21 protein-coding genes are annotated in these 23472 nt (G+C 56.8%); 6 read left to right on the forward strand and 15 right to left on the reverse strand.

From position 1 onward, the window contains the following. Window position 1: 1 nt before the first annotated feature. Window positions 2-2611, reverse strand: a complete 2610-nt coding sequence (locus tag RRU01S_RS06885; protein WP_045229463.1) for a bifunctional diguanylate cyclase/phosphodiesterase — start codon at window positions 2609-2611, stop codon at window positions 2-4. Between the two features lie 381 nt (window positions 2612-2992). Between RRU01S_RS06885 and RRU01S_RS06890 the strand changes: the two genes are divergently transcribed. Further along, window positions 2993-3382: a RidA family protein gene (locus RRU01S_RS06890; RefSeq protein WP_045229464.1), complete on the forward strand. Its 390-nt coding sequence runs from the start codon at window positions 2993-2995 to the stop codon at window positions 3380-3382. Window positions 3383-3431: 49 nt separating this feature from the next. On the opposite strand, the gene RRU01S_RS06895 is transcribed toward RRU01S_RS06890, so the two are convergent. The 6 genes from RRU01S_RS06895 to RRU01S_RS06920 form a co-directional block, all read right to left on the reverse strand. Next, window positions 3432-4022 carry an NAD(P)H-dependent oxidoreductase gene (locus RRU01S_RS06895; protein ID WP_045229465.1) on the reverse strand — a complete coding sequence of 197 codons (591 nt, stop codon included), beginning with the start codon at window positions 4020-4022 and terminating at the stop codon, window positions 3432-3434. Beyond that, on the reverse strand, window positions 4022-5428 hold the full coding sequence (locus RRU01S_RS06900; RefSeq protein ID WP_045229466.1) for an FAD-binding oxidoreductase: 1407 nt from the start codon (window positions 5426-5428) through the stop codon (window positions 4022-4024). The genes RRU01S_RS06895 and RRU01S_RS06900 overlap by 1 nt, the downstream gene beginning before the upstream one ends. 3 nt (window positions 5429-5431) lie before the next feature. Continuing rightward, a complete protein-coding gene (locus RRU01S_RS06905; RefSeq protein WP_045229467.1) occupies window positions 5432-6748 on the reverse strand; it encodes a cytosine deaminase in 1317 nt (438 codons plus the stop codon). After that, complete coding sequence (locus RRU01S_RS06910; protein ID WP_045229468.1) at window positions 6748-7542, reverse strand: ABC transporter permease; 795 nt, start codon at window positions 7540-7542, stop codon at window positions 6748-6750. Before RRU01S_RS06910 ends, RRU01S_RS06905 begins: the two co-directional genes overlap by 1 nt. Then, window positions 7539-8366 carry an ABC transporter ATP-binding protein gene (locus tag RRU01S_RS06915; RefSeq protein WP_045229469.1) on the reverse strand — a complete coding sequence of 276 codons (828 nt, stop codon included), beginning with the start codon at window positions 8364-8366 and terminating at the stop codon, window positions 7539-7541. Before RRU01S_RS06915 ends, RRU01S_RS06910 begins: the two co-directional genes overlap by 4 nt. Before the next feature lie 113 nt (window positions 8367-8479). Next, window positions 8480-9496: an ABC transporter substrate-binding protein gene (locus RRU01S_RS06920; RefSeq protein ID WP_045229670.1), complete on the reverse strand. Its 1017-nt coding sequence runs from the start codon at window positions 9494-9496 to the stop codon at window positions 8480-8482. A 179-nt stretch (window positions 9497-9675) separates the two neighbouring features. Between RRU01S_RS06920 and RRU01S_RS06925 the strand changes: the two genes are divergently transcribed. Beyond that, window positions 9676-10647: a LysR family transcriptional regulator gene (locus RRU01S_RS06925; RefSeq protein ID WP_045229470.1), complete on the forward strand. Its 972-nt coding sequence runs from the start codon at window positions 9676-9678 to the stop codon at window positions 10645-10647. On the opposite strand, the gene RRU01S_RS06930 is transcribed toward RRU01S_RS06925, so the two are convergent. Next, on the reverse strand, window positions 10635-11432 hold the full coding sequence (locus RRU01S_RS06930) for a creatininase family protein (protein ID WP_045229471.1): 798 nt from the start codon (window positions 11430-11432) through the stop codon (window positions 10635-10637). The two genes, RRU01S_RS06925 and RRU01S_RS06930, sit on opposite strands and share 13 nt — an antisense overlap. 20 nt (window positions 11433-11452) lie before the next feature. Further along, complete coding sequence (locus tag RRU01S_RS06935) at window positions 11453-11773, reverse strand: hypothetical protein (protein WP_045229472.1); 321 nt, start codon at window positions 11771-11773, stop codon at window positions 11453-11455. A gap of 34 nt (window positions 11774-11807) precedes the next feature. Between RRU01S_RS06935 and RRU01S_RS06940 the strand changes: the two genes are divergently transcribed. Together RRU01S_RS06940 and RRU01S_RS06945 are read left to right on the forward strand one after the other, a co-directional pair. Further along, window positions 11808-12608, forward strand: coding sequence for a hypothetical protein (locus RRU01S_RS06940; RefSeq protein ID WP_045229473.1), 801 nt, complete (start codon window positions 11808-11810; stop codon window positions 12606-12608). 96 nt (window positions 12609-12704) lie between these two features. Continuing rightward, window positions 12705-14447, forward strand: coding sequence for a M14 family metallopeptidase (locus RRU01S_RS06945; RefSeq protein ID WP_045229474.1), 1743 nt, complete (start codon window positions 12705-12707; stop codon window positions 14445-14447). Window position 14448: 1 nt separating this feature from the next. On the opposite strand, the gene RRU01S_RS06950 is transcribed toward RRU01S_RS06945, so the two are convergent. From RRU01S_RS06950 to RRU01S_RS06975, 6 genes are all read right to left on the reverse strand, one after another. Further along, complete coding sequence (locus RRU01S_RS06950; protein WP_045229475.1) at window positions 14449-15519, reverse strand: ABC transporter ATP-binding protein; 1071 nt, start codon at window positions 15517-15519, stop codon at window positions 14449-14451. Then, window positions 15516-16343, reverse strand: coding sequence for a carbohydrate ABC transporter permease (locus RRU01S_RS06955; protein WP_045229476.1), 828 nt, complete (start codon window positions 16341-16343; stop codon window positions 15516-15518). Before RRU01S_RS06955 ends, RRU01S_RS06950 begins: the two co-directional genes overlap by 4 nt. Continuing rightward, window positions 16340-17242 carry a carbohydrate ABC transporter permease gene (locus RRU01S_RS06960; RefSeq protein ID WP_045229477.1) on the reverse strand — a complete coding sequence of 301 codons (903 nt, stop codon included), beginning with the start codon at window positions 17240-17242 and terminating at the stop codon, window positions 16340-16342. The genes RRU01S_RS06955 and RRU01S_RS06960 overlap by 4 nt, the downstream gene beginning before the upstream one ends. A 118-nt stretch (window positions 17243-17360) precedes the next feature. Then, the gene (locus tag RRU01S_RS06965; RefSeq protein ID WP_045229478.1) at window positions 17361-18596 is read right to left on the reverse strand and encodes an ABC transporter substrate-binding protein; all 1236 of its coding nucleotides are present in this window, start codon (window positions 18594-18596) and stop codon (window positions 17361-17363) included. A 73-nt stretch (window positions 18597-18669) separates the two neighbouring features. Further along, window positions 18670-19536 (reverse strand): sugar phosphate isomerase/epimerase family protein, encoded by an 867-nt coding sequence (locus RRU01S_RS06970; protein ID WP_178119215.1) that lies wholly within the window; start codon window positions 19534-19536, stop codon window positions 18670-18672. Window positions 19537-19586: 50 nt separating this feature from the next. Next, window positions 19587-20621 carry a Gfo/Idh/MocA family protein gene (locus tag RRU01S_RS06975; protein WP_045229480.1) on the reverse strand — a complete coding sequence of 345 codons (1035 nt, stop codon included), beginning with the start codon at window positions 20619-20621 and terminating at the stop codon, window positions 19587-19589. A gap of 132 nt (window positions 20622-20753) precedes the next feature. On the opposite strand from RRU01S_RS06975, the gene RRU01S_RS06980 reads away from it, so the two are divergent. Beyond that, window positions 20754-21770 carry a LacI family DNA-binding transcriptional regulator gene (locus tag RRU01S_RS06980; RefSeq protein ID WP_045229481.1) on the forward strand — a complete coding sequence of 339 codons (1017 nt, stop codon included), beginning with the start codon at window positions 20754-20756 and terminating at the stop codon, window positions 21768-21770. 140 nt (window positions 21771-21910) lie between these two features. Then, window positions 21911-23440, forward strand: coding sequence for an ABC transporter substrate-binding protein (locus RRU01S_RS06985; protein ID WP_045229482.1), 1530 nt, complete (start codon window positions 21911-21913; stop codon window positions 23438-23440). The last annotated feature ends 32 nt before the right edge of the window (window positions 23441-23472 follow it).

The following is a 23472-nucleotide window of genomic DNA, read 5'->3' on the forward strand; positions in this document are numbered from 1 at the left end:
TTTAGGCCGCAACGCTGACGTTGAGTTCTCTGTCGCTGTCGCGCTCGTTCCACTCGGTCATGAAACTCGTCAATTCGATTGCCGTGATCGGCCGACTGAAGAAGTATCCCTGCAACTGATCGCAACCCTCTTCCTTCAGGAAGGCTGCCTGTTCGGCAGTCTCCACGCCTTCAGCTGTCGTTACCATGTTGAGGCTTTGGCCGAGACTGATGACCGACTTGACGATTGCTCCGGACTTGTCCTTGTCGCTCATGTCGCCGATGAAGGATTTGTCGATCTTGATCTTGTCGAAGGGGAAGGAGTTCAGGTAACCCAGCGAGGAATAGCCGGTTCCAAAGTCATCCATGGCAATCTTCACGCCCAAATCCTTGAGGGCGGTCAACGTCGCGAGTGCCGAGCTGACATCGTTGATCAGGACGCTTTCGGTTATCTCCAGTTCAAGACGCGACGGTTCCAGGCCGGTGCGTTTGAGGACATCCTTGACCACCTCGACCAGTTCGCGATTTCGGAACTGAACCGGCGACAGATTGACGGCGACCCGCAGATCCGGCCAACTCAAGGCTTGCTTGCACGCCGTTTCCAGAACCCATTCGCCGATGGGGACGATCAGGTTCGTCTCTTCCGCCAGCGGAATGAAATCGATCGGAGGCACGATCCCGCGGACTGGGTGGCGCCAACGGATCAGGGCTTCGACGGTAACAACTTTTTTCGTGCTGATGTCGATAAGCGGCTGGTAGTGAAGCTCCAGCTGGTTCTTGAGCATTGCCTGGCGCAAATCATGTTCCAGTGATTTGCGATCCTGCAATTCCTGATCCATGTGGGCTTCGAAAATACGATAGGTCGCTCGGCCAGCCTGTTTTGCACGGTAGAGCGCTATGTCTGCATTCTTGAGAATGCGTTCAGGGTCGTTGCCCGATTCTCGGCACAATGCGATCCCAAGGCTCACGCCGACATGAAGCTCGTTTCCGTCAATTTCAAAAGGTGCTCGTACCACCTCGATGAGCCTGCGGCAGAGTTGTTCCGATTTCGCCGGTTGGCTGACGCCGGTCTGGATGATGGCAAACTCGTCGCCGCCTAGCCGCGCGACAGTATCCGTGGAGCGAACACAGCCCAAAAGCCGCTGTGAAAGCTGTCTCAGCAGGATGTCCCCGGCGCCGTGGCCCAGCGTATCGTTGACTTCCTTGAAGTGGTCGAGATCCAGGCAGATGACAGATACGCGCGAGGGTTTGGCACCGCTGCTTGCAAGCGCGGAATTAAGGCGCTCCCGGAACAGGACGCGATTGGGCAGTCCCGTCAGCGCATCGTGAAGGGCAAGGTGGCTGGCACGGGCCTGCGCCTCGACTTCTTCGGTAATATCCGTTGCAGTGCCCCGGAAGCCGACGAAATGTCCCGCAACATTGTAATTGGGCCGACCGGCAAGCCGGCAGACACGGGCTGTCCCGGACGAATCCTTGTAGAGGCAGCGCAAATCCCGGAACGCATGTCTTTCGGATGTTTCCTGTAGAAGCCGTGTCCATCCGTCATTGTCGCTATCGCTCTGGAAGAATTGCGGCAGGGTCCTGCCCAGCACGCTGGCTGCGGCGATACCGGTCACATCGGAAAAGCGGCTCGATAGAAACATCATCTGGAGCTGCGGATCGCACTCCCATATCCAGTCCGAAGAAGCCTCGGCGACGTCTCGAAAGCGCGCCTCGCTTTCCTGTATCGTCTGCGCATAGGCTTCCACGGTCTTCGCAGACTCTTCCAGTGCATTTGTCGATCTGCGGATATTTCTCACGACAAGAAGAGAGAACGCGCCAAGGATAATCACGCAGATCGCCAATGGCGGCGCCAGAACGGGCAGCAGCTTGTAGCCCGGCTTAGCGGGAATCCATGTGATGGCGCCCAACGACTTGCCATCATATGAGGTGAGATTGAGAGCAGCTTGCGCACCGGCTGGCGCAACGTCATCGTACCGCAGACTTGATAGAAGATAGTCCTGGCCCATTTTTTCGAGAAAAGAATGGTTCAGTTTCTTCGCAAAGACGATGGAGGTGAGCGTTGCCGGGTCAACAGATGCCCGGTCGACAGATGGGGGAAGAATGGACGTGGCGGCGACAAGAAGCACGTCGTTGCCTGACCGTAGCAAACCTGTCACGGGCTCCACCTGGCCATGCGAGTGCATCACCAGATCGCGCAGACCATCGGGAACCAGAGTGAATGCATCGATTTTTTCCGGCACGCCATCGATGACGGCATAGACGGTTTCACCCGCTGGATTGATGGCAAAAGCGGCCTCATATCCAAGGCCTTCAAAAATATTTGCGCCTATGTTGCCGTCGGTCGCAGCCCACTCCGTGTCCACTTTCAGATGTAAATTGTTGTAGACATCCTCCCAGACCGCGTAGTCCTTGAGATTGCGTGCGACTTCGCGCGTTTTGACGGCAAGGGCTGTCTGGGCAAGTTTAGTCGAAGATTCGACCTCAAGACTGTTCTGTCGGTCTGCGGCGACAAAAAGAAATCCAATGACCACGATAATAGCAATGATAAGAATACCCGCCATCGGAACGACAATCCGCTGCGTGAACTTTTCACCGCTAAAGGAGGGGCTTTTGCCTTGCGGATAGAACATGACTTGCCTTTCGAAGACGAATGCCCGGCAAGATGATCGTTATTAGCCAATATTGTATTAACTTCTCACAATTGTGTGATTGTGAGTTAAAATTCCGTAAGTGTGCGTGAGGTAAGACTAAATTATATTTTATGTTTAATTTTAATCGGTATCTGCGCCGATCCATAGCATAGAATATTTTTAATTTTTACGAAAGAAAATAAAAGTTAATTTTAGTATGTATTTCATGGAATTTGCTTGTTTGCTAAATGTAAAGTCAAGAAGCGCCTTCGTGATTAGCCTCATCTACTTGGTTGCTGTCACATCACACGTGAAAGCGGATTGAACCACAGACCAACCCTTATATGCTGGTGTCTTACGGTCATCTGAAAGAAGTACGATATGAAGCGTGTTTTCAATCCATCCTCCGTTCGTCAGCCGTTTGGCGCTTATAATCACGGACTGCTCGTGCCAGCTGGTGCCAGCTTGCTCGTCACATCCGGCCAATTGGGGATCGGCCCGGATGAGACGATCCCATTCGATGTTACCACGCAGGCCGAGTTATGCTTCACGGCAATTGGCGCTATTCTGGAGGAGGCCGGCATGACCTATGCCGACGTCATCCGCATCTCCGGTTTCGTAACCAAGCGCGAGGACTTCCCCGCCTATATGGCGGTTCGCGACCGTTTTACGCTCGACCCGAAGCCAGTCTCGACCTTGATTATCGTCGGCGGCTTCACCCGGGAAGAATTCCTTGTCGAGGTCGAGGTGACTGCCGCAAAGGTCTTTTGATCGGCTTTAACGGATCAGCCGAAGCGCATCGTTTCTGACAATAGCTCGTCTACAGCCGCTGCATCTCTGCGCGGACTTTCGCCAGAAATCTCGCGCGGGTCTCAGGCGTGCAGTTGTTCATATCGTAGTGGGCGAGATAGCTGACGCCCCTTGCCGGTCTGGCCACCGCGCGCAGCACCCGGGTTGCCGTCTTTCGGGGCGGGTCTCCGGCAAGGAATGCCCGCAAGCGGTTGCCGCCATAGGTCGTCAGCACGACGATTTTCTTGATGTTGGTGAGCTTGCGCGTGAGTTTTCCACGGTCGCCCTCATCCATGTCGAACGTGACGCCGGGAAGCCAGACGCGGTCGAAATATCCTTTCAGAATGGCTGGCCAGCCAAAATTCCAGACGGGTGTCACGATCACCAGCGCATCGGCCGCCCGCAATCTATCGACGTAAGAGCGTACGGGCTCGATGTTGGCCGGAACCGTGTGGTAGCCAAGGCGCTCATCGCGGGTCAGCACAGGGTCGAAATTTTCCGCATAGAGATCGCAGTCGTCCACCTCATGCCCCGCCTTGAGCAGGGTCTCGCGGGCCTCGATGTGTAGGGCAGCACCGAAACTCGATTCCACCGGGTGGGCGTGAAGGATCAAAATCTTCATCAGCCACCTGCTTCCGCCAGACCGGGGAAGAGATAGTTCTCACCGCTTTTAAAATCGAAGTCGGGGTTTTCCCAAGCGATCATTTTGCCGGGATTGAGCAAACCCTTCGGGTCGGTTTCCTGCTTGAAGGCAAGCTGGACGGTGTCCGTCTGTTTCATGCCGCCTTCCTCCAGCGTATAGCGATGCGGATTGAAAATCGGGCAACCATTGTCCTGATGGATTTTGATGATCTCTTCCAGGCGCTCTTCCGTCGTGAAACGCACCAGCGGCAAACCGGAGCACTGAATGCGCCCATCGAATTTGAGGAATTCGAGATGGCCGGGAACTTCATCTCCGAAAATCTCGGTCATCTTTTGAACCTTGGCGACGTGATCCGGGCCGGGATATTGCACTTGCAGATAGGTGAAGCTCGGATCGACCTTCAGCGCGCGCAAGGTCGTGTGGTTCCAGGCAAGCTCATAGGCATGCGGTATGCCTTTCATGCTTTCTACCTTGTCGGAGCGAAACAGTATCTCGCCTTTCTGACGTTCGGTGAAAGCGGTAAAGGCATCCATGGATTGGGGTGCGACCATGAACACGCAGATCGATTGACCCCGATGGCGAATGAACGGTTTGTGGCGCGGAAAATAGTCGTAGGGGATCGGTGCTGCTATCGGCGCGATCTCCTTGACCAGAATACCGTTCTTGTGACCGACCGCATCGCCGAGCCGGACCGCATCCATGTAGTCGTCATAACCGACGAGAACGTCGACCCAATCATAGGCGGGTGCCAGTGGCATCTCGACCTCGACGATGATGCCATTTGTGCCATAGGCGTGGGTCACTTTTTGAAGGTCCCATGCGGTGAGGTCGAGCACCCGTGGCTCCGCTTCCATGGTCACGACGCGCAGGCGCAGGATGTTGCCAAGGTCACGCAGCCCGCCCCAGTGGATGGAACCAACGCCGCCTGAACCACCCGCAACAAAACCGCCGATCGTTGCTGACTGGGCGGTGGACGGATGGAAGCGCAGTTCCTGGTTGGAATGTGCTTTCGTCTGGCGGTCCAGCTCAGCGATGATAATACCGGATTCAGCGATGACGCGGCCGGGATGGATTTCCTTGACCGCGTTCATGTTGATGAGATTGAGGACGATTCCGCCCGATAGCGGCATGGCTTGTCCGTAATTGCCGGTCCCGGCGCCGCGTGGCGTCACGGGGACGGAATGGGCATAGGCAACCTTGAGTGTCTGGATGACCTCTTCGACTGATTTTGGCGAGACGATGAGGTCGGCGGTGACATTGTCCAGCTGCCGTTTCAGAACGGGGGAGTACCAGTAAAAATCCCGGCTCTTTTGGCGCACGAGGGCCGGATTGTCTTCCGTCGCAATGCCGTCGAGTTCTCTCTTGATCTGCGCGTAGTCGGCCATAGGTCACTCTTTCATCAGGATGGGGTCGAGGTCTCGGTAATCCGGCAGGCGACGGTCGATGCCCTTGCCATTGCGCATCACGATGCGGTCTGCCTGCGGACGGGACAGGAATTCGCTCCACCGACGCGCCGTAAACAGGACGAGATCGGCGGACAGGCCCGCGCCGATGCGGCCGATATCGCGGCGTCCGAGGATGTCTGCAGGCGTCGTGGTCACGATGCGTGCGGCCTCATCGATCGGGTGATCCAGATGGAGAATGCGCACCGCTTCTCTCAACACCTCAACGGCATCGAGATCGCCATAGGCATAGAACGGATCACGGGTGTTATCGGAGGCGACGGCGGTGGGCACACCGGCGGCGGTGAGTTCCTTGAACAAAGTCGTGCCACGCCAGCGCGGCGTTCTGCCCGCGTGGCGGTCCTGAAGGTACATATTGCACATCGGCAAGGACACCACCGAGATGTTCGCCTTGGCGACCTTGTCGATCACCCGCTTTATCGTGTCGTCGTTTTGGCGCGCCAGCGAGCAGCAATGCCCCACGGTGACGGCGCCTTGAAAACCATGACGAAGTTTTGCGTCGGCGATGGCCTCCAGCGTCAAGACTTCCCGGTCCTCGGTCTCATCGACATGCAGATCGATGTCGAGGCCGTTATCGGCAGCGCTGCGAAACATGGTGTCGAGGATTTTATCGAAATCCGGCAGGATGCGGGTTGCGCCGCCCAGCAATCCGCCATGGCGTTTGGTGGTGGCGACGATGGCATCGAACACCGGTTTGTCGAGCACGCTTTCAAGCGGCAGCAGAGCAACCGCCTGCAGGGCGATGCGGTCCTTCCACTCGTCCTGGATTTCCGCAAACAGAGGAAAGGAGATATCCGTCTGCGGTGGAATGCTGTCCAGATGCGTGCGGATTAGCTTCGTACCATGGGCATAGGCTGCCTTGAGTGAAAACTCCATACGTGCGCGGACATCATCACGCGACCAATGGGCGATGCGATCGGCGCGCACGTTCTCGAGTGCGCCCATAAATGTGCCATCGGGGTTCGGCCGACGTTCCCACACATGGCCCTTGTCCAGATGGGTGTGCATGTCGACGAAACACGGGAAAATCATGCCGTCGCGAAGGTCGGCCTGTGGCATGTCCGAACGGGCGGAACCCGCGGGTAAGACCGCCTCGATCATGCCATTGGCGATCACGATGTCCGCAGAAACAAGGCCATCCCTAGCCTGTGCTTGAAACCCTTCGACTACAACCGAAGGCAAGGTGGCGTTCGTGAGTGCGAAACGGTCCGCCTGTGGCAGGACCACAAATCCATCGGTCATCAATTTTCTCTTTTCAGGCTGCTCTCGTGCCAGCGATGCAGGAAGAGCCAGGAAATTAAGGAGGTTATGCAGAAGATGACGACGCCCAGCAGCGACAACAGCACCAGGGCTGCAAACAATCGAGGGATGTTCAGCCGATATTGCGATTCCAGCAGCCGGAATGCGAGGCCGGAGCCAGCACCGGCTGAACCCGCTGCAAATTCGGCCACCACAGCGGCAATCAACGCAAGCCCGCCGCCGATCCGCAGGCCCGTCATGAAATAGGGCAGCGATGATGGCAGTTTGAGGTAGATCAGCGTTTGCCAGCGCGAGGCGCCGTAGAGATCGAACAGGTTCAACAGATTATGGTCGACGCTTTTCAGACCCTGCGCCATGTTCGACAGGATCGGGAAGAATGCCACCAGAAAGGCGCAGATCAGCAGTGCGACCTGGGTCGTCGGTGTATAGATCAGGATCAGCGGCGCAATCGCGACGATCGGCGTCACCTGAAGAATGACGGTGATCGGGTAAAGCGCAATTTCTATCCATTTTGACTGCACGAGAATGATGGCAATGCCCACCCCGCCAATCAAGGCCAGCGCCAGCGCCTGAAGGGTGATCTTGGTGGTCACCAGCAATGCCGGAGACAGCGTGCCCCAGTCATTGTAAAGCGATTTTCCCACCGCAATCGGCCCCGGCAGAATGTATTGCGGGATCGCATAGGCGCTGATGATGGCTTGCCATATCAGGATCATGAAGATCACCACCGCGATCGGTATGGTTATGCGCAAAGCCATGTCGCGATTGACGGTCATTCGTGCTCCTTACCATCCATGGCTTCGATCAGCATGTTGGACACTTTTTCGCAGGCCTGACGATATTCCTCCGAGGTGCGATAATGGGCATCGCGCTCAAGGCTGGTGACGAGCGGGACATCTGCATGCACGCGGCCAGGCCTCGCCTTCATGACGACGATACGATTGGACAGATACGCGCTTTCAAAAACCGAATGGGTGACGAAAACGACAGCGATGCCGGTTTGCTTCCACAGGGTTAGCACATCATCGTTCAATTTTTGCCGCGTGATTTCGTCAAGGGCTGCGAAGGGTTCGTCCATCAGCAGCAGCTTTGGCTTCGTCACCAGCGCACGCGCGATCGAGACCCGCATCTTCATGCCGCCGGAAAGCTCCCGCGGGTAGGCATTGGCAAAATCGGTCAAGCCGACGGTTGCGAGTGCACGCGCCACATCGTCTTTGGCAGCGTTTTTCGATACGCCCCGCAGTTTCAGGGGGAGATGGACATTGCCGAACACCGTCTGCCAGGGCATCAGTGTCGGTTCCTGAAAGACGAAGGAAATGTCGCCTTCCGGCAGACCCTTGGAATTGATGCGCGAACTCGGCCAGTCGATCGTGCCGGAGGTGGCACTGCCCAGCCCGGCAATGATCCGCAACGCCGTCGATTTTCCGCAGCCGGACGGTCCGAGAAGACTGACAAACTCACCCTGCTCGATGGTCAGCGATACGTCGGTCAGCGCCAGCGTTCCGTTCGAAAACTGTTTGGAAACACCCATCATGCTGACCAGCGGGCGTTTGCGACCTTCTTTTTGAATGGGTAGCGTCGAAACGGGCGATAGGGTCATTACTTGGCCTTGGCAAACATCATGGCGTTAAGAACTTGGGTCCTAGTGGCGTTGATTTTTCCGTGAATTCCACGGCTGACATGCAGGACCGAAGTGCGTGCTCCGCGCACTCCTTATTTCTTGAGCGCCATACCCACGCCCTTGCAGACGAACTTTGTCGTGTAGGCTTGCTTGTAGTCCAGGTCGGCAGGTTCGACGCCGATCGCGACCATATCGTCGAAGAACTTCTTGTATCGTTCATCCGTCATGCAGCCGATGCCTTTTGTCGCCGCTTCCCCGGATTCGAGAATGCCGTACTCCTTCATCTTCGCGATGGAATAGGCGATCTGGCCATCCGTCATTTCCGGATTGTCCTTCTTGATCAGAGCATTGGCAGCTTTGTTGTCACCGTAGAGGTAGTTGTACCAACCCTCCAATGTCGCATCGACAAAGCGCTGGACCATGTCGGGCTTTTCATCGACCGTCTTCTGCATGGCGGTGATCATCGTCGAATATGGCGAATACCCCGCATCAGCGAGCAGGAAGACCTTGGGCGTCCAGCCGGTCTGCTTTTCGATTTCATAGGGTTCCGACGTCAGGTACCCCTGTTGCGCGGACTGCTTGTCTGCAATGAAGGGTGCCGGATTGAAGGTGTAGGGCTTATATTGCTCTTCCTTGAAACCGGGATAATTCTTCTTCATCCATTCGAAATAGGTGGCAAACCCTTCCTTGCCCATGAACACGGTGGTGAGTTTGCTCATATCCCCGAAGGTTTCGACGCCAACATCGGGATGCGCCATCAGGACCTGCGGGTCTTTTTGGAAGAGCGAGGCCACGCTGACCACCGGAATTCCTTCCTTTCGCGCATCCATGTCGCCCAACTGGCCGCTCATGTAGAAATCGACTTTTCCGGCGAAAAGGAGAGCTCGATTGGCTGCGTTCGGACCGCCTTGGACGATTGTGACTTTGAGACCGTGCCGCTCGTAAGTGCCATCTGCAATGGCCTGGTAAAAACCGCCATGCTCAGCCTGCGCCAGCCAGTTGGTTCCGTAGCGCACTTCGTCAAGCGCCGATGCCGGCTGGGCCGATAACGTCGCAGCGCACAGACCCAACGCGGCCAGGCAGCTCTTTGTCTCTGAAAATCTGAACATTTCGATCCGTTCCCCTGTTACCGGCATCGTAGGCGTGCCCGTTCTCTTTCATTTGAGCGGTTGCCATGATCTTTGAAAAGCATCAAAATTCGTGCGCATTGATGCCTTTACGGCATCACTTGCAAAATAGACTGCTGAAAATGGCAGCGCGCCTTAAAATTGAGCAAAGGAGGGTGCCGGTGCTGCACTCCAGAAAACTGCGTTACATTGATGAGATCGCCAGATGCGGTTCGATCCGCAAGGCGGCTGCGCGACTGAATGTTGCGTCATCCGCGGTTAACCGGCAAATCCTGGCGTTGGAGGAGGAGTTGGGAGCCCCGATTTTTGAGCGGATGCCACGTGGACTGAGGCTCACGGCAGCCGGAGAATTGTGCATCGAGCATATCCGCGAGGTTCTCAAAACCTATGAACGGATGGAAGCACGCATTCGCGGGCTGAAAACACCGCAGGCCGGCAAAGTCTCGATGGTTGCGACGGTGGGTCTTGCCGCCGGGCCGATGCCGCAGATCGTCGCCAGTTTTATTGCCCAGCATCCACGAGTGCATGTCCATCTGCGCAATGACGGCCCGTCGAACACGATTTCACCGGTGCTTGCCGGTGAGGTGGATATCGGCCTTGGCTTCAACATTCCCGCCACGCCTGGCATCCGCACACTGGCCAATTTCGACATACCGATTGGCGTCGTCATGCCGCCAGGACACCGTCTGGCGGGTGAAGGGCCGATCGACCTCGCAGACGTCGCTCAGGAACCTTTGGTTCTCGCGCAGTCCGGCACCAGTCTTCGCAATGTCATCAATTTGGCTTTCGCTCCGCTTTCCGTTGCGGTTCAACCCGTCGTGGAGAGCAATGCGTCCGATATGCTCAAGCAATTGGTCAAGCTCGGCACAGGGCTGACGCTGCTTAATCCGCTTGACGTCTTGGCAGAATGCCGACGGGGCGAACTCGTGTTTCGCCCTTTGGCTGGCCCACATCCTCGACATCAGCCCATGAAGCTCTTCGCGCGCTCGCGGTCTTCGCTCGACACGGTCACAAGCCTTTTCGTCGAATTTCTGCTGTCGCGACTGGCAGAGCTCGTGGCGGAGTTGGAAGCGAAGGGGCACGTGCCGCCGCAGCGTCAACCGGACAAGACCGATGGCGTTCACTTCACATAGAGATTGTCCAGCGAATAGTCGGACAGGTCGCGCAAGAGCTCGATAAAGCCCGCGACCTGATGGCGGCAGATGGCTGCCCCCTTGGCTGCGGTGCCCGCTGCCGCATTTCCGACGACGCCGTGCAAATTGAGATCGTGAGCAATCCACGCCAAGGAATGGGGCGGCAAAGGCTGCAACAAGCGCGACTGTTCCTTCATCCATTCGGCCTTCGACGTAAAATTCTGGGCGTGCTCCATCCGCACGAGGTCAGGGCGGAAATGAAGCATGAGGGATGTCTCGACCTCACCCCCGTGAATCCCGAATTTCTGCTCGTGTTCGGAGATCATACCGTCAGGATTTCCGAAACGACCCCATTGCGTGCTGACGACCGCCATACGATGTGCGACACGCAACTCACGCGCAACGATGCTCATGATATCGACATTGCCGCCATGGGAATTGACGATTACCAGCTTGCGAACACCCGCCTCAGCAACCTTGGCGCCAATTGCCGTCCAGGCCGGAATGAGGATCTCGGGTCCGAAGGATAATGTGCCAGGACCGTAAACATGCTCGTTGGCCTTGCCGATTTCTTGTGTCGGCAAGACCAGGAAATCGAGATCATCAGGTCGCTGCGTTTTCAGCTCTGCCAACATCCCATTCGCAATCGCGACATCCGTGGCCACCGGCAGATGCGGGCCGTGCTGTTCCGTCGAGGCGATCGGCAACACGGCAATCGTCCGGTCTACGGACAGTCCCGCGAAATCGAGCGTGTTCAGTTCATTCCAGTAAAACGGCTTTCCCATTCGTCCCCGCCTTCATCCATCTATCCATGCAGGCGTAAGAGATGAATCGAAGCTCGAAAAGCATCAATTTCAGTCCGGCCCGATGCCTTTTTGTGCTCGCGATGACCTGCATCTGCCGCAGTTATAAGAAACAAGTCGTTGGGCATGGTGCGAAGAAAGAGGAAGACCTTGCCCTTGGCGATCTTGCTCGCCGTGAGCTCGGGATGGCTGTTTCGGCTGCGGAAAGGTTTCGCTTCTACTTGCTCTCGCTCAAACTTTTGGCAGTATGGGAGCAAAGCAACAAAGGACGCGAATTGGCTTTTTTGTCGTGCCGAGGTGTCTGCCCCTGCCGTGGCAGACACAGATTTTAGGTCCCTTTGATTTGTGGAGAAACCGATGGGCCAGTTTGAAACGATGCGATTGACGAGACGTTCGATGATTGCCGTGTCGCTTGCTGCGTTCTCCGTGCGTCCTGCGGCTGCGGGCCAGTGGCGTTACCCACAGCCGGTCGGTATATCCGCAGAGGACATCGCCTGGTTTCGTCACGCAAGATCGACTTGGATCGATTGCGAATCCGGCGCACCGGCAATCATTCCAGATGGCATGGACGAGGCGACATATTGGGATGCATTCGATAATCCGGCATCCACCGCGCTCGCAAGACTGGAAAAAGTCACATGCGCTTTTTTCCTTCATGCCCGCTTTGGGCCGGGGCCATACACATTGGCAAAGCCTCTGAATGGTCGCAGCAGCTTTGAGGTGACAACGGAGCATATAAGGCTGCTGCAAACCACGAACTGGCGCTCGAGCACGGTCGATTGCAAGCGACCCTATGGCGATTTCGTGCATTTCGAGATCGACATGGCGCGGGCACTTGACGTGCCTGTCACCCGGAGTGCCGAAGGCTATGACGAGATTGGTGAGGAAGCGGAATCAAGAATGGACGTGTTGCATCAGGAGATGCTGTTCGTGCTCCAGTGCTATTTGGAAAACGCAACGATGGTTCCGGGCAACTGGCTCATACCCTATGATGGTTGGGAAGGCATTATCCTGCCCCGCTGTGAGCCGGTCACCACTCAAAAGATGGATGCTTACAAGGTGGCCATGGCTGAAATTGCCTTGAGAGGGATTGTTCAGTCGGAGTATGATCTTGTCAGTCCAAAGCTCAAGGCATCCGCAGACTTGTTCTCGATCTGATGTGCTTTGTGCGCCTCGCTAGAAGCACCGATCCGCTTGGCGCGGTAGGCTGCGCGACCGCCTCGACCCAACTGGCAGAACCGCGAGGTAACAGAGATGACCGAGATTTTCAGTCAGACATTTGAGCGCACGCTCGATGCGCTGGTCAAGCAGGCGGTTTCCGGCCAGTCCTTTGAGGCATGGACGTTCGATGATGTCCAAAGCCGCAGAGAAGCCGAGCGGCGCCTGTCTGAAAGAGGCGTCAACGCCCGCATTCGCAGTGCTTACAAACCTCTGCTCCACGCTTTTCTGGAGGAGATCGACCTGACGGGCGTCGAGAGTGTTCAAATCGCATATCCGGTCCACACTGCGGCACCGGCAAATCGTTTCCGGCTCGAAGCGTATCCCCTGGCGGCTTTGGTCAGAGAGGCCAAAATCGACTTCGTCCTGCGAGACGATGATGCATTTTTCTACGACGTGGTTCTGAAACGCGCTTCAGGAACCGAAACGCTGAAGGTGCTGGCTCCCAATCGAGTCCATGTCGATATCGTCGGCGAAACCAATGTCTCCCCCACGGGCTGGCTGCGCCGTGACGAAGATGAGGCCGGGGAGCGTCTGGAGACGGACTACGAGCGTCTGTTCGAACGTGCGATCGATGCCGTTGCAAAGCACGATTGGGGACATTACGAGCCCTATTTCAATGAGCTGAACATCCGCATCCTCTATCCCTCAGACGATTTTCCGCTTGCCATTGGCGATGAGGTGGTCAGCCTGCGCGAGGCGCTGCACGAGGACGTCTACTTCTCACTGCTCGAATTCTTTCAGAAAAAATCCGGTCGGCCGCTGGGCGACCGTGGCCTCAAACCCGGCCAGATTGTGCCCGAAGTCATCAAAAGCGACGCGGAGATTTCTGTTCGCATCGAAACCCGTCCACTTGGCACGACGTTTCTGGATGGCACGGATCACGCGATTGATACTGCCACCGCGCCGCTTGCTGTCGCTCAGATTGCATATCTGCTGGCAGAGATCGGTGGCGAAGAGTTCACGGCGCATGCGCGATCAGGCCGAAAGGTTTCGGCATGCTACGTGCGTGGAAGCGATGCGCCCGTGATGATCAGCGGTGGACAGCACCCGAATGAGACGACAGGTATCGTTGGAGCGCTCCGCGCCGCTGGTCAGCTGAAAACGAGGGCAGGGGCTCATTTCACGATTTCTCCGCTCGAAAATCCTGACGGTTACGCCATCCACCAGCGACTCCGTGTCGACAATCCCCGCCACATGCACCACGCCGCACGTTATACGGCGCTGGGCGATGATCTAGAATATCGGACGGTCGAAAATTCTGGAGCGCATCTGAACGAGAAGGACATACGCTTCAAAGCGCAGGCGTTGAGCGCAGCCACCCTGCATCTCAATCTGCACGGCTACCCATCGCATGAATGGACCCGGCCACTCTCCGGTTATGTGCCCCGGAATTTCGAGATGTGGACATTGCCGAAAGGATTTTTCCTGATCGTGCGGTATCACCATGGTTGGGCCGAGCAGGCGGAAGCGTTGCTCGACAAAGTCACCCGCCATCTCAGCGCCATTCCTGGCCTTCTGAAGAGTACCAACCGCCAGATCGGGCTCTATGAAATCCACGCCGGCGAAACCGGTTTCCGCACCATCAATGGCTTTCCATGCTTTTCGTCATTCGATGATAGCAACACCGTTCCGGTGACGTTGATCACCGAATACCCGGATGAAACGATCTACGGAGACAGCTTCGTTGCCGGTCATACCGCGCAGATGCAGACGGTCATCTCAGCCTATGAGGCCTGGCAAGAGATTGTGGCGTCGACACAGTCGGCAGTCGTTTAAGTCATTCGATCCGCATATTCGTCTCGGCGTCGAAGAGGTGAATATGCTCCTGTCGGAAATCCAACCCAATGGTCTTGCCACCGGTAACGGCAGCACGTCCATTCACGACGACGACGCATTCGGGTGTCGTTGCGGTCGTGATGTAGGTCGTTGAGCCGGTGGATTCGACAAGACCGACCGGCACGTTCAACGCCCCTGCGCCATCTTCGGTAATGGTCAGATGCTCGGGCCTCAAGCCGACGACAAGCTTGCGAGTGGGAGGGATGGCGCGGTCCAGACGGATGGTCTGTGGCTGGCCCAGATCAAGCACGAGGCTTGCTCCGTCCGGTCCTGCTGTCGCCGGAATGAAGTTCATCGCCGGTGAGCCGATAAACCCTGCAACGAAGCGGTTCACGGGCCTGTCGTAAAGTTCAAGCGGTTGCCCCTGCTGCTCGATCACGCCTGTGCGCATCACCACGACATGGTCGGCCATGGTCATCGCCTCGATCTGGTCATGCGTGACATAAACCGATGTCGCGCCCAGCCGGTCGTGCAGCGCCCGGATTTCTTTGCGCATATGCACGCGCAAGGCGGCATCGAGGTTGGACAGTGGCTCGTCGAACAGGAAGGCTTTGGGGTTGCGGATAATGGCGCGGCTCATCGCCACGCGTTGGCGCTGCCCGCCGGACAACTCCCGTGGATAGCGATGCAGCAGGTCCGACAGACCGGTGATGGCAGCCACATCCTCGGCCGCTTTCCTCGCTTCTGCCTTTTTGGTCCCGCGAATGCGCAGGCTATAGGTCAAGTTTTCCTCGACCGTCATGTGCGGATAAAGCGCATAGGACTGGAATACCATGGCCAGATCCCGCTTGCGCGGCGGCACGTTGTTCATCCGCTCACCGGCAATCACCAGATCACCTGCCGAGATCGATTCAAGCCCTGCCAAAGAGCGCAAAAGCGTAGACTTCCCACAGCCCGATGGTCCCACGAGGGCCACGAAGGCGCCCTTGCGAATGGTAAGGTCGATGTCCTTCAGCGCGTGATAGGCACCGTAATATTTGTTGACGCCGGACAATTCGATTTGATTGGTCATTTGAGAGCTCCCGATGTGAGGCCGGAAACGATGCGGCGCTGCAAGAGGACGAAGATGGCAAGGATCGGGGTCACATACATGGTCGCGTAGGCCATGATGTTGTTCCATTCGCTGGTGTTTGGACCCATGAACGAGTTGAGGCCGACGCTTGCGGGCTGCAATTCGATGTTCTGGATCATCGACTTGGAATAGACGAACTCTCCGAAGGCCTGCATGAAGATGAGTATGGCGCTGACGAGAATGCCGTTGCGGGCAAGCGGCAGCACGATGTTGAAGAAAGCACCGATGCGGGAATTGCCGTCGACCAACGCTGCTTCTTCCAACTCCATCGGTACCGCCATGAAGGTCGCCCGCACCAGCACGACGAAGAACGGCATGCTCTTGGCCGCAATCGCCAGAATGACGGCGAAGCGGGGATAGTCCAGCAAGCCGACTTGCGAGAACCCGACGAAGATCGGCGTGATCATCAGGGATGCGGGCAGAACCTGAAGCATCAGGATGAGGAATAGCCCGATATCCACCCAGCCGTTGCGGTAGCGCGCCAGAACATAGGCACAGCCGGTGCCGAGAATGGCGATCAGCGCCACAGAGCCGAAGGCAATCAGTGTCGAGTTCCACAGATAGCGCCCCATGTTCCGGCTTTCCCAGACATAGACGAAGGTGCTCCACTGTGCTGTCGATGGCCAGAAGCTTGGCGGGCTGGCAAACATCTCCGAGCCTGTTTTCAGCGCGGTGATGTACATCCAGTACAGCGGAAACAGATAGATCGCTGCCATGATAATAGCGATGGCGAGCATCATGCGATTTCGAGATGTTTCAGTCATCCGCGCACCTCATGACGTGTGGAGCGCACATAGACGATGGCGGCAACCATCACGAACACGGTCATGATGACCGAGATCGTCGCGCCCTTGCCAAAGTCATATTGCCGGAACGACAGGTCCCAGGCCCAATATTGCGCGACGTTGGAAGAGTTGTTTGGCCCGCCATCGGTGATGGCGGCGAACAGGTCGAATTGTTGCAGGGTGAAGATCAGCCCGAGCGAAATGATCGCACCTATCGTGGAGCGCATCATTGGCAGGGTGATCGTCCAGAACCGCTGCCAGGCATTGGCGCCATCGAGTTCCGCCGCCTCATAGAGGTCGTCGGGAATGGCGGACAGTCCCACCGATAGCAGGATCATGTTGAAGGAGGTTCCGAGCCAGATATTGGCAAGAATAACCGCCCAAAGCGAGAAATGTGGATCGGAGCGCCAGAAGATGTTGCTGTCGATCAGGCCGCTTTCCCGAAGGAAAAAATTCAGTACGCCGAAGTCGCCTGACAGTATCCAGTTCCAGATCGCGCCGACAACCAGACCGGGCATGACCCAGGACACCAGAAACAGGCCGCGCAGCCATGAAGAACCCGGAAAGTTGACCCAGAAAAACAGGGCTAGCCCGAAGCCGACAAGAAACTGACCGGCGATGGAGCCGACGACGAAGATGACGGTGTTGTAGAGAATGGGCAGGGTTTCGGGCTGCTTGAAAAGATCGATGTAATTCTTGAAGCCCACGAACGGTCTGATGATGCTTCCCAGGCTGAACATATCCACTTCCTGGAAGCTCATCAGGATATTGTAGAGCAGGGGCAAACCGGCCAGAATGAACAGGAAGGCGAAGGGTACGCCGACCAGACCAATGTCGAAGCCGCGCCCATCCGTGATGCTGGAAAATATCCTTTTCATGGAAGCCCCATATGCGCCGGTGGAGAACTGCCCGACGCCGAAGCCTCAAGCAGTTCTCTCCGGGAGGAAAGGTAGATGGCACTGATGCCATCGGTTTCTGGAAGCAGGCTTGGAAGCCCTAGCCTTCGATGAGCTTGATCTTTTCGGCCGCCTGATCGAGGGCCGCCTTTGGCTCCATCTGGCCGGTTAACGCCGCTTGGATGGCATCCTGAATGGCCTTGGAAATCTTTGGCCATTCGGGCGAGGGGCCGCGTGGCTTGGCATATTTCAGCTGCTCCACGAAGGTCTTCAGCGCCGCATCCTTGAGCGCATTGCCGGTTGGCGGGATCGGCAGATCAGAACGGGCAGGGATCTGGCCAAAATCCTTGTACATGGTGGCATCCTTGGAGGCGAAGAATTCAAGCGCCTTGAAAGCCTCTTGCGGATGTTTGGTATTGGAGAAAATCGCCCAGTTGTAATCACCCATGGCCGACGAACGCTCGGCTCCCTGCTGTGGCACGGGCAACAACGCCGTTCCCCAGTCGAACTTAGCGTCCGTCAACATGCGGTCGATTTCCCAAGGGCCGGAAATGGCCATGGCAGCATTGCCCGCATTGAAGGTCGCGGTTGCATCCCACTGGCTGCGCGTCAACGTATCAGGAGACGCCATTTTGCCATCCAGCAATTGCTTCCAGATCGTCAGTGCGCGAACAGCGCCGTCGCTATTGATGGACTTGTAGGTCGCGCCACCCATCTGTGCCCAGGGCAGGAACTGGAAGGTGCCTTCTTCATTGGCTTTGGCCGAGAAGGTAATGCCGTAAACATTCTTGGATGGGTCCGTCAGCTTCTTGGCCGTTTCCAGCAACTCGTCCCAGGTCTGCGGTGGCTTTTCCGGGTCCAGTCCTGCGGCTTTGAACAGGTCCTTGTTGTAATAGAGCGCAATCGTATTGGTGGCTTTCGGCACACCGTAATATTTTCCGTCCCAGGTGGTGGAGGCAAGCGGGCCGGGGAAGTAATTCTCCGGCTTGATCGTTGTCGACTTCGCAATCATGTCGGTGAGGTCGAGAAAGGCTTTGCGCGACGCAAACATCGCATGGTTGGGATTGTCGATGGTGATGATGTCAGGCGCATTGCCGGTCGAATAGGCGCGCATCGCCTCGCTCACCACATCATCGAACTGGATCTGGCGATACTCGATCTGAATGCCGTTCTTCTGAGCGTTGAATTCCTTGATCAGATTAGGGGCAGGCTGAATGTCGCGGTCCAGCGACCACAGCGTCAGCTTCACGTCCTCTGCCTGTGCGCCGAAAGCAAAGAGCGATGCGCTCGTTGCGAGAGCCGTTGCCACAGCAATCGTATATGTGCGGATACCCATAGTCTCCTCCTTTGTGGTTATCCAGAATTCTTAAATGGCGCGGCTTGGCCTCCTCCTTGCCGCGCCTGCAAACTTACACGGGGTCGACGACGAAACTGCCGCCACGGGCCTGCTTCAGATGGTTGAGCCCGTGAACCTGCCCCGTCATTTCCAGCGTGTCCCGGTAGACCGGATCATGCCAGCCTTCGATATCGATGGAGCCCGACCAGCCCGCCAGCCGCAGTTCCGAGATGATGTCCGTCCAGTTGCTGTCGCCGAAACCCGGTGTGCGCATGAGGACGAAGGGATGCTTGCCGAAGATGCCGTGTTCGCGAATGACGTCCCAGCGAATCGTCGCATCCTTGCCGTGAACGTGGAAGATTTTCGAAGCCCATTTGCGGATTTGCGGCAACGGGTTGATCAGATAGACCATCTGGTGGCAGGGCTCCCATTCGAGACCTATGTTGTCATCCGGTGTTTCATTGAAGATCAGTTCCCAGGCATCTGGATTATGGGCGATGTTCCAGTCACCAGTCGCCCAGTTGCCGTCCATGGCGCAATTTTCAAACGCAATCTTCACCCCCTTGTCGGCGGCGCGCTTGGCAAGCTCGCTCCAGACCTGCTTGTAGCGTGGCAAGCTGTCGGGCAGCGGCTTGTTGCGGATGCGACCGGTGAAACCGGCAACGCAGGTCGCGCCGAAATGGTGGGCGTTGTCGATGCAATCCTTCCAACCCTGCAAGGTCTGAAGGTCCATATCGGTTTCTTCCAGCGGATTGCCGAACATGCCGATGGTCGAGATCGTGATGTCGCGGTCACCGATGGCGTCTTTGCAGCGCTTGCCGAGATCAGCGATGTCCTGGCCACCGGTCGTCTGCCAGAAAAACGGCTCGAAACTCTCAAACCCCATATCGGCGATCTGCGCAATACGCTCGGCTGCCTGTCCCTTGGTGGCGCTGACCATGGTGCCGATGCGAATGGATTGTCCCTGTAGATTGCTCACTGTTGTCGTCCCTATGCTGCAATATCGACCGGTTGGCCAGACTTGGCGCTTTCAATCGCGCCAAGGACCATCGCCAGGCTTTTGATGTTGTCGTGACTGACTGTCTCAGGCTCACGGCCCATGCGGATGGCATCGAGGAAATCGGCAATCACGCTGGCGTGGCCGTGGGTTTCCTCATCGTTATCAGGAGGCGGCACGTCCACGGGCGTAAAGCCGTGCAGCAGACCGGGCTCGCTTCCAGCGACGGCGGCCTTGAAGGTCTCCTCGCCATCCCAGGTCAACATGCCCTTCGAGCCGACGATGCGCCATGCGCTTTCCCAGCTGGTGCGTTCACCCTCGGCGCACCAGGAGCCGCGATAGGTGAATGCGACATCGTCCGAAAACCGGAAGATAGCATTGGCCGCGGCACCATGTGCATACCAGGAGCCTGCCGGATTGGTTTCCAGGCAATAGACCGAAAGCGGTGACTTGCCCGATACGAACCTTGCGGCATCGAAGGTGTGGATGGCCATATCGAGAAGCAGGACATTGTCCATTTTCTCGCGGAAGCCACCGAAATGAGGGGCTAGGAAGAAATCGCAGTGGATGCCGGTTACCGTTCCAATAGCGCCACTCTTCACCAGCCTGCGCATGCGGCGCACACCTGCAATGAACCGCCGGTTTTGGACGACAGCGTGAATACGTCCGGCATCCTTTGCGGCGTGGCGCAAATCCTGTGCTTCTTCCATCGACGTCGCCATCGGCTTTTCACTCAGCACATGGCAGCCATGAGCAAGGCCCGTTTTGACCACAGAGTGGCGGGCGACGGGGATGACGACATCGAACAGAATATCTGGTTTGGTCTCCGTGAGAACGGCGTCCAGATCGGTGCCGATGACGGCGTTCTCGATATGAAATTCGCTAGCAAGCGCCTCGGCTGTCGCCCGGTCCAGATCAACCAGACCAACGATCCTAACGGCCTCTTGCATTTTCGGTGTGGTCTGCAACGCTCGGAGCCAGCCTTTGGCCATAGCTCCGCAACCACACAAAACGGCATTGTATGTCACTGAAATCCTCCTCCTACGGCAACCGAAACTCCTCTTCCGGTTTTCCGTAAACGTTTACGATACTATGGACAGCCGTCCGTTTTTGTCAATACTGTTTGAGAGATCACTTTAAGAGATGCGGAAAGGCACTTGATGAAGGGCATTCGCCAACTGGCAGAACATCTTGATATATCGATAGGAACAGTCTCCCGAGCCTTGAACGGAAAGGCCGATGTCAAGGAGGAAACGCGTCGTCGAGTGCTCGAAGCAGCCGACAGGTTAGGCTACGTTGCCAACCAGTCTGGTCGCTCTTTGCGCAAGGGGTCGACTGGCGTCATCGGTTTCATGATGCAGACCGGTCCGGAAATTACGGGACAGGGCGACACATTCTTCATGACCGTTTTTGATGGCGTGCAGACGGTCTTTGCCCGCCACAAACTCGATCTTGTGGCGCTGCTCTGTTCATCCGACGAAGACCCGGATGCCTATCTCCAGCGTGTCGTAGCACGCGGCTTTGCCGACGCCATCATCCTCTCTGCCACTCGTCTCCACGATGCGAGATTCGAGTTGCTTGCCCGCCACGACATCCCCTTCATTACATTGGGACGAAGCCAGACGGATGTCGGTCAGCCTTGGATCGATCTGGATTTCGAGGGCATGGCGGAGGTCGCGATCGAGCGGCTGGTGAAAAACGGTCACCGTCACATCGGCCTGATCTGGCCGCACGGCGATCTCAATCTCGGCCACGTTTTCGTCCAGCGATCGCGGGAGGTTTTGGCTCAACATGGGTTGTCTCTGGCAGACGAGCACATCTTCCGTGCAAAGCCGAGCGAAACCGGTGGCTACGGTATGGCGCGTCAGATCATGGCGTGTGATGTGCGCCCGACGGCCGTGGTGCTGGTCAACGAAACGCTCGTGACAGGCTTGTACCGGGGGCTCGAAGAAGTCGGCCTAATGCCCGGAAAGGATATCGCCATAATCGGGCGGCAAAGTTTGCAGGCGCAGTTCCTTCAACCAAGTCTCACCTGCTTCAGCCTGTCTCTTCGCGATCTCGGCATCAGCCTTGCCGAGAGCCTGCTGTCGATCATGCCGGAATACCAGGCGCACTATCCCAATGCCATCAAACGCAAGGTTTGGCCGATGGAGTTGATCGAGGGCAAGAGCGGCTAAGTGACCGGACGCAATCTCCATCGCTTCTGTTTGTGAGCAAACTCTTGAATGAACGCGATTGACACCCGGAGACATTCCGATATTCTGTTATAAAGTCTTATATAACATAATAATGGAACATCTAAAACCGGGAGCCTTGCATGAAACTCAAGCTAGCATTCCTCATTGCCACGGCATTGGTCGCCGCCCCGTCGCTTCTGTTTGCGCAGGAAAAGGGTGGCGTCATCAACGTTGCAACGATTGGCGAGCCGCCAACACTCGACCCTATGGCATCGACGGCTGACCTTGTCGGCATCGTTACGCAGCATATTTTCGAGACGCTCTACACCTTCGACAAGGACTGGAAGCCGACACCGCTTCTGGCCGAAAGCCTGCCGGACATCAGCGCCGATGGGAAAACCTACACGATCAAGCTCCGGTCCGGCATCAAGTTCCATGACGGTTCCGATATGGCCTCCGACGACGTCGTCGCCTCGCTGAACCGCTGGGTGAAAGTCGCCTCTCGCGGCAAGCAGGCCGCATCCTTCTTCGAGAAGATCGAAGCGACCGACCCGATGACGGTCACCATCACGCTGAAGCAGCCTTATGCGCCGCTGGTGTCCCTGCTGGCCTTCAACAATTCGGCAGCCATTGTCCTGCCTGCGGAGAAGCAGGATGAGCCGATGAAGGAGTTCATCGGTACCGGTCCTTACATGCTGAAAGAGCGCAAGGCCGACCAGTATATCCAGCTCGTGCGTTTTGATGGCTACAAGTCCCGGGAAGGCGACAGCAACGGTTACGGCGGCGCGCGCCATCAGTATCTCGATGAAATCCGTTTTGTGCCGGTGCCCGATGCAAACACCCGCGTAGAGGCTGCGGTTTCCGGGCAATACGACTATGTAGACAGCCTGCCGGTCGAATCCTTCGACAAGGTCAAGGCGTCTTCCGTCACCGAGCCTGTCGTCCTGAAGCCATTCGGCTATCCGGTCTTCGTATTCAATACGGCGGAAGGCGTGGCCAAGGATGTCGCCATGCGCAAGGCAATCCGTCAGGCGCTGAACATGGAAGACATGTTGGCCGCCGCTTTCGGCAGCACTGATTTCTACTCCGTCGATGGTGATATTTATCCCAAGAACTACGTCTGGAACACCGACGCCGGTGTAGAGGGCGCTTACAATCTCGCAGACCCGGAAGGTGCCGCCGAAGCTGCCAAGGCTGCGGGCTATGACGGGCAAAAGCCCATCCGCATTCTCACCAGCCGCCAGTATGAATTCCATTACAAGATGGCGCAGGTCGCTGCGGAATATCTGAAACTCGCAGGCTTAAAAGTCGACCTTCAGGTCGTGGACTGGGCAACATTGACCCAACGCCGTGCCGACAAGGCTCTGTGGGACATCTACATCACTCACAGCCCGTTCCTGCCGGAGCCAGCATTGATCGGTTCGCTCGCGCCCACCTCTCCCGGCTGGTGGGACACGCCTTTGCGCAAGCAGACGGTCGAGGCTTTCTCCGCCGAATCCGATCCGCAAAAGCGGGTCGCACTTTGGGCCGATGTTCAGAAAGCCATGTATGAGGAAATTCCCTACATGAAGATCGGCGACTTTAACGGACTGACGGCCAAGGCAAAGAAGGTCGAGGGTGTCGACCCGGCTCCATGGCCGTATTTCTGGAATGCATCCATCACGAAGTAACCCTTTTCGATCGTGCACGGATGCCCCTTGGC

This window comes from Agrobacterium rubi TR3 = NBRC 13261 (assembly GCF_000739935.1).
Lineage (GTDB): Bacteria > Pseudomonadota > Alphaproteobacteria > Rhizobiales > Rhizobiaceae > Agrobacterium > Agrobacterium rubi.

Coding starts and splice junctions, on each gene's coding strand:
- RRU01S_RS06885 (WP_045229463.1), bottom strand. CDS start 2,611: ATGTTCTATCCGCAAGGCAAAAGCCCCTCCTTTAGCGGTGAAAAGTTC.
- RRU01S_RS06890 (WP_045229464.1), top strand. CDS start 2,993: ATGAAGCGTGTTTTCAATCCATCCTCCGTTCGTCAGCCGTTTGGCGCT.
- RRU01S_RS06895 (WP_045229465.1), bottom strand. CDS start 4,022: ATGAAGATTTTGATCCTTCACGCCCACCCGGTGGAATCGAGTTTCGGT.
- RRU01S_RS06900 (WP_045229466.1), bottom strand. CDS start 5,428: ATGGCCGACTACGCGCAGATCAAGAGAGAACTCGACGGCATTGCGACG.
- RRU01S_RS06905 (WP_045229467.1), bottom strand. CDS start 6,748: ATGACCGATGGATTTGTGGTCCTGCCACAGGCGGACCGTTTCGCACTC.
- RRU01S_RS06910 (WP_045229468.1), bottom strand. CDS start 7,542: ATGACCGTCAATCGCGACATGGCTTTGCGCATAACCATACCGATCGCG.
- RRU01S_RS06915 (WP_045229469.1), bottom strand. CDS start 8,366: ATGACCCTATCGCCCGTTTCGACGCTACCCATTCAAAAAGAAGGTCGC.
- RRU01S_RS06920 (WP_045229670.1), bottom strand. CDS start 9,496: ATGTTCAGATTTTCAGAGACAAAGAGCTGCCTGGCCGCGTTGGGTCTG.
- RRU01S_RS06930 (WP_045229471.1), bottom strand. CDS start 11,432: ATGGGAAAGCCGTTTTACTGGAATGAACTGAACACGCTCGATTTCGCG.
- RRU01S_RS06940 (WP_045229473.1), top strand. CDS start 11,808: ATGGGCCAGTTTGAAACGATGCGATTGACGAGACGTTCGATGATTGCC.
- RRU01S_RS06945 (WP_045229474.1), top strand. CDS start 12,705: ATGACCGAGATTTTCAGTCAGACATTTGAGCGCACGCTCGATGCGCTG.
- RRU01S_RS06950 (WP_045229475.1), bottom strand. CDS start 15,519: ATGACCAATCAAATCGAATTGTCCGGCGTCAACAAATATTACGGTGCC.
- RRU01S_RS06955 (WP_045229476.1), bottom strand. CDS start 16,343: ATGACTGAAACATCTCGAAATCGCATGATGCTCGCCATCGCTATTATC.
- RRU01S_RS06960 (WP_045229477.1), bottom strand. CDS start 17,242: ATGAAAAGGATATTTTCCAGCATCACGGATGGGCGCGGCTTCGACATT.
- RRU01S_RS06965 (WP_045229478.1), bottom strand. CDS start 18,596: ATGGGTATCCGCACATATACGATTGCTGTGGCAACGGCTCTCGCAACG.
- RRU01S_RS06970 (WP_178119215.1), bottom strand. CDS start 19,536: ATGGTCAGCGCCACCAAGGGACAGGCAGCCGAGCGTATTGCGCAGATC.
- RRU01S_RS06980 (WP_045229481.1), top strand. CDS start 20,754: ATGAAGGGCATTCGCCAACTGGCAGAACATCTTGATATATCGATAGGA.
- RRU01S_RS06985 (WP_045229482.1), top strand. CDS start 21,911: ATGAAACTCAAGCTAGCATTCCTCATTGCCACGGCATTGGTCGCCGCC.